Origin of the sequence: Kitasatospora sp. NPDC059817 (assembly GCF_042731835.1) — a bacterium.
Lineage (GTDB): Bacteria > Actinomycetota > Actinomycetes > Streptomycetales > Streptomycetaceae > Kitasatospora.
In genome coordinates, this window is the sequence record NZ_JBHWIR010000325.1 from 1 (window position 1) to 4,867 (window position 4,867).

Here is a 4,867-nt window from a genome sequence, read left to right on the forward strand (position 1 = left end):
GGGGGCCCAAACCCCGGGGGGGGCGGGCCCCCCCCGTGCCCGGGGGGGGGGGGCTCGGGCTATTTGCGCGGGGGGGGGGGGGGGGGGGGGGGGGGGGCGCGGGGGGCCCCCCCCCTTCGTGCTGCTGGTGGATCCCGGCGTCGCCGATCCCGACCGGGTCCACGCCGGGAAGAGGCCCGTCTGGGCCTACGCGCACGTGCCCAACGGGTACGCGGCGGACCCCACCGGCTCCGTCACGGCACAGATCGAGAAGTACGCGCCCGGGTTCAGCGAGACGGTCCTCGCCGCCAGGAGCACCAACGGCGTCCAGTACGAGGCGTACAACCCCAACTACGTCGGCGGGGACATCGGCGCCGGGGCCCTGACCCTCGGCCAGCTGCTCATGCGCCCGACCCTCCGGTGGAACCCGTACGCGACCCCGCTGCCCGGCGTCTACCTGTGCTCCGCGTCCACCCCACCCGGTCCGGGCGTCCACGGCATGAGCGGCTACCTCGCCGCCGTCTCCGCGCTCCGCCGGGAGTTCGGCATCGCCGCGCCGCCCTCGCTCGGGCCCCGTCCGGCATCTTTGCGATGTGAACCGTGACGGCGGCGTCATCGATCGGAGAGGCTGCTCGGTAAGGGTGGTGGCGGCGGGTCCGCCCCGTGGAACCCCTGGCGCCTTTGGAGGAGACCGATGTCCGCACCTGTTCAGCACCACCGGTTCGCCGTCGACGAGGACGGCAACGACCTGGGGTACGCCCTGTCGTTGCCGGACGGGTACGACGAGGGCCCCGGGCCGTGGCCGCTGCTGCTGTTCCTGCACGGCGCCATGGAGCGCGGCGAGGATCTGGCGGCGCTCGCCGTGCACGGGCCGGTGCGGCAGATCGCCGCCGGGGCGAAGCTGCCGTTCGTGGTGGTGGCCCCGCAGTGCCCGGCGCACAGCTCGTGGGTCGCGGAGGTGAGCGCGCTGGCGGCCCTGGTCGAGGACGTGGCGCGGACGTACCGGATCGACCCGGACCGGCGGTACGTGACCGGGCTGAGCATGGGCGGCACCGGCACGTGGGCGCTCGCCGCCCGGTACCCGCGCCGGTTCGCCGCCGCCGTGCCGATCTGCGGGTCCGGGCTGAGGGAGGCGGCGCCGCGCCTCGCCGCCCTCCCGGTGTGGGCCTTCCACGGCGGGGAGGACGACGTCGTCCCGGTCGCCCACACCGAGCGGGTGGTCGAGGCGCTGCGGGAGGCGGGCGGTCCGGTGCGGTTCACCCGCTACCCGGGGGTCGGCCACGACTCCTGGACGCGGACGTACGACGACCCCGAGGTCTACGCCTGGCTGCTCGCCCAGTCCCGCCGGTCCCGCAGCGCGGGCTGAGAACGCCGACGGGCCCGGCGGACGCTACTGCTGGGGGCCGGTCGCCTGGCGGGAGCCGGTCCGGGGGCGCGTGGGGTGCGGGACGGACGCGGGCAGGGCGTGCCCGGTGCGGTCGTCGGTGTGCCAGGACTGCGACTGGAAGGCCAGGAACACCGCCGCCCACCGGCTCTCCGCCGGCAGGTGGATGAGCAGCGCGCCGTCCTGGTAGACGCCGTCGTCCGTCCGGAACCGCCCGCTGTTGCCCTGGTTCATGTGCACGTCGTGCACGCCGTTGCCGGGCAGGAAGCCGAACACCTTGTCCGGGACGCCGGGTTCGGGCCCGAAGCGCTGCCCGAAGACGTACACCGCGGCCGCCGGGTCGGCGATCGCCCGCTGGACGTGCTGGTCGAGCATGTCGGCGAGGTCGTTGTCCGGGCCCGGGAGGTCGGGCGGCAGGACGCGCATCGCCGCGGGGTCGAACAGGTGCCCGCGGACGAAGTCCAGGCTCGCCGTGCCCGGCCGGGACGGCAGCGGGTTCCAGCCGCTGCCGGTCGGCGGGAGGAGACCGGTGACGGGGTGCCGGAAGTCCTCGACCGCGAGGTAGCGCAGGTCCGCGGGGGCCTGCTGGGAGAGGACGTTGACCGCCGCGCGGTAGTCGGTGCCCCCGGCGTCGCGCAGGTGGATCTGGTAGTGCGGGGTGTCGGTGGCGCCCTCGCGGCGCCGGTCGACGGCGGTGGCGGCGAGCACGCCGTAGTCGCTGATCGGCATGGGTGTGGTTCCTCGGTTCCCTGGCTGCTGGTCCTGGTGCCTCGCCGGCCGGTCGGCCGGGGTCCCTCCGTTATCGCGCACACCGCCGACCGGGGGCTGTGGAATCCGCAGTTGTTCATCTGCCGTCCCCCGAACGGGCTTTCGCGCCGCAGAACGTTGACGTCGGGGCGCCGTCGTCCGGGGACTGGACGAGGGCTGGATGAGGACCGGACGAGGACTGGACGAGGGCGGGACGAGGGCCGGACGAGGGCGGGCCGGTCAGTCGGCCGGTGCCGGCCTGCCCCGGCCGGGCAGGGCGTGGAAGCGTCTCGACCGCCCCCGGAGCAGCTCGCCGGTGACGAAGGCCGTCACCGCGGCGACGATCAGCAGCGGCATCGCATCGGCGGCCTGGCCGCCCAGCAGCGCCGTCGCCAGCACCGTGCTGGTGACCGGAAGCCGGGTGACGGCCGCGCCGGAGGCGGCCAGTCCGACGGCCAGCGCGGGCGCGGTGCCGAAGCCGGGCAGCGGCGCGCAGGCCGCCCCGAGCGCGGCACCGATCAGGATCGCCGGGAAGATCGGGCCGCCGCGCAGACTGCCCAGGGCGATCCCCCAGCCGACCGCCTTGCACAGCACCAGGGCGAGCAGCGCGCCGATCGACCAGGCCGCCGGGTCGGCCGCCAGCGCGCCCAGGGTGGCCTGCCCGGAGAGCGCGGCCTCCTCCGGTGAGCGACCGGTGAGCAGCGCGTACGCCGCGAGGCAGGCCCCGACGGCGATCGCGCACAGCACCGTCCGAACGGCGGTCCGACGAGCGGTCGGCACCGGCCGGGGGCCCGCCGGATCGCCCGTGGTGAAGGCCTTGACCCGCCGGCCGAGGGCCTGCCCGGCCACGCAGACCACGGCGATCACCACCGCCAGCGGGACGCCCCAGAGGAAGTCGCCCAGGTCCGGGACGCCGCTCTCGGGCACCCGCGGCAGCGAGAGCGCGCCGATCGACAGCCCGGTCCAGTGGCCGAAGCCGGTGAAGACCAGCGCACCGACCCCGCTGGCCAGCAGGCAGGGCAGGATCAGAGCGATCAGCCGCGGGCCGCCCAGCCCGGCCGCCTCGATCATCATCACGCCCGCCACCAGCGGGCTGCCGAAGATGGTGGAGATCGCCGCCGCCGCCCCGGCTGTGCCCAACACCGGTACCAGGTCAGGGCGTTGGGCCCGCCTGGCGGACCGGACGGCGAGCAGCGCGAGGCCGCCGCCGATCGCCATCAGCGGCGCCTCCGGGCCGAGCACCGCGCCGAGCGGCAGGCAGGCGAGCGCGGCCAGCACCACGCCGGGGACGGCGCCCGGCGGGGTGGGCGGGCCGCCCAACCCGTCCACCGGGACGTGGCCGCCGCGCCCGGGCAACCGGGTGACCACGGGGGCGAGCAGCAGGCCGGCCAGCAGCAGCGCGGGCAGCGGCCACCACCAGGGGGCGCGGTCGAAGCCGGCGGCGACCGGCAGGCTCTCCCAGACCCAGTGCTGGAGTTGGTGCTCCAGGCCGACGAAGCCGAAGGCGACCAGCGAGACCGGGGCACCGATCAGGGTGGCGACCAGCAGCAGGCCGAGGTAGCCCTTGCCGAGCAGCACCTGGCGCAGGGTGGGGCCACCGTTCTGCTGCTGGGGCGTCCCCGGCATCGCCGCTCCTTCGCGCTCCCGGGGCGCGCGGCCCCCGTCCTGCGACCGAGTCTCGCCCGGGGCCGGGCGGCCCGCACGGCGTGCGACCCGTCAGCCGGGCGCCGGACGAGCGGAGTTGCGCCGTTCAGGTGAGAGCGCTCTCCGGGGCGGCTGGCGACCGGAGCGGGTGGGCGTCGACGGCGGCCGGAGCCAACAGCGGGCGGTCAGAGCCGGCGGGCGTCGCCGAGCGCGCTCTCGATGCCCTGGACCATCCGCCACAGCGGCGCCCGGCGGCTGGCGACCAGCACCACCACATCGTCCGCCCCGGACTCCGCGGGCTCCCCGGACCCCCCGGACTCCCCGCCCGGGCGGTCGTTCCAGGTGCCGGTGACGAAGGCCATCGCCGCGTCGACCTCGACCACCCAGTCGCTCTCGCCGCCCGAGCGCAGCCAGGTGCGCAGGGCGTGGTTGTGCGCGGCGACGACGGCGGCGGCGGTCACGTCGGCGCGCAGCGGGCCGTCCGGGCGGTCGGCGAACCGGCCGCGCAGGTAGGCCGCGAGCGTGTGCTCGTAGCGCCAGACCACGGAGAGCTCGTACGCCCGCAGGCCGGGGACCTTGCGGGTGAGGCGGTAGCGCTGGACGGAGAAGGAGGGCTGTTCGGCGTACATCCGCAGGACGAGCCGGGCCGCGTCGCAGGCGTGCTTGACCGGGTCCTCCTCGCCGGTGCCGGACTCCAGGAACTCCGTCATCTCGGCGAGGCTGCGCTCGTGGTCCGGGAAGACCACGTCCTCCTTGGCCGGGAAGTAGCGGAAGAAGGAGCGCCGGCCGACCCCGGCGAGCGAGACGATGTCGTCGATGGTGGTCTGCTCGAAGCCGCGTTCCAGGAAGAGCTCGAAGGCCGCGGCGACGAGCGCCTCGCGCATCGCCGGCTTGGCGGGCCCGTCGTTCATGGGCAGGTCCTGCTCTTCCTTCTCGCTCATTCCCGGAACATAGCATCGGCCCCGAACGGCCGGACCGGGTGCTCGGCCCGGCCGTCGGTGCACCTCGGAGAGGCTGTTACGGCAGGTTGCGGGCCATGACGATGCGCTGGACCTGGTTGGTCCCCTCGTAGATCTGGGTGATCTTCGCGTCCCGCATCATCCGCTCCACCGG

6 protein-coding genes are annotated in these 4,867 nt (G+C 75.6%); 2 read left to right on the top strand and 4 right to left on the bottom strand.

The window, feature by feature from the left end:
- The first annotated feature begins 118 nt into the window (after positions 1-118).
- On the top strand, positions 119-583 hold the full coding sequence (locus tag ACFV61_RS34465; RefSeq protein ID WP_380429011.1) for a phytoene desaturase family protein: 465 nt from the start codon (positions 119-121) through the stop codon (positions 581-583).
- Between the two features lie 90 nt (positions 584-673).
- Entirely contained in the window at positions 674-1,345 is a 672-nt protein-coding gene (locus tag ACFV61_RS34470; RefSeq protein ID WP_063346944.1) for a prolyl oligopeptidase family serine peptidase, read from the top strand.
- Positions 1,346-1,369: 24 nt separating this feature from the next.
- Here the strand turns inward: ACFV61_RS34470 and ACFV61_RS34475 are convergent, their stop codons facing one another.
- From ACFV61_RS34475 to ACFV61_RS34490, 4 genes are all read right to left on the bottom strand, one after another.
- Positions 1,370-2,092: a DUF2278 family protein gene (locus tag ACFV61_RS34475; protein WP_380496036.1), complete on the bottom strand. Its 723-nt coding sequence runs from the start codon at positions 2,090-2,092 to the stop codon at positions 1,370-1,372.
- 258 nt (positions 2,093-2,350) lie between these two features.
- A complete protein-coding gene (locus tag ACFV61_RS34480) occupies positions 2,351-3,736 on the bottom strand; it encodes a chloride channel protein (protein ID WP_380496037.1) in 1,386 nt (461 codons plus the stop codon).
- A gap of 203 nt (positions 3,737-3,939) precedes the next feature.
- Positions 3,940-4,695, bottom strand: coding sequence for a TetR family transcriptional regulator (locus ACFV61_RS34485; RefSeq protein WP_244293315.1), 756 nt, complete (start codon positions 4,693-4,695; stop codon positions 3,940-3,942).
- A 76-nt stretch (positions 4,696-4,771) separates the two neighbouring features.
- Positions 4,772-4,867: acyl-CoA dehydrogenase family protein (locus ACFV61_RS34490; protein ID WP_157849844.1), on the bottom strand; the 96-nt coding region annotated here is incomplete at its 5' end.

Excerpts from the sequence above, each read along its gene's own strand:
- ACFV61_RS34485 (WP_244293315.1), bottom strand. The coding sequence starts at position 4,695 with ATGAGCGAGAAGGAAGAGCAGGACCTGCCCATGAACGACGGGCCCGCC.
- ACFV61_RS34475 (WP_380496036.1), bottom strand. The coding sequence starts at position 2,092 with ATGCCGATCAGCGACTACGGCGTGCTCGCCGCCACCGCCGTCGACCGG.
- ACFV61_RS34480 (WP_380496037.1), bottom strand. The coding sequence starts at position 3,736 with ATGCCGGGGACGCCCCAGCAGCAGAACGGTGGCCCCACCCTGCGCCAG.
- ACFV61_RS34470 (WP_063346944.1), top strand. The coding sequence starts at position 674 with ATGTCCGCACCTGTTCAGCACCACCGGTTCGCCGTCGACGAGGACGGC.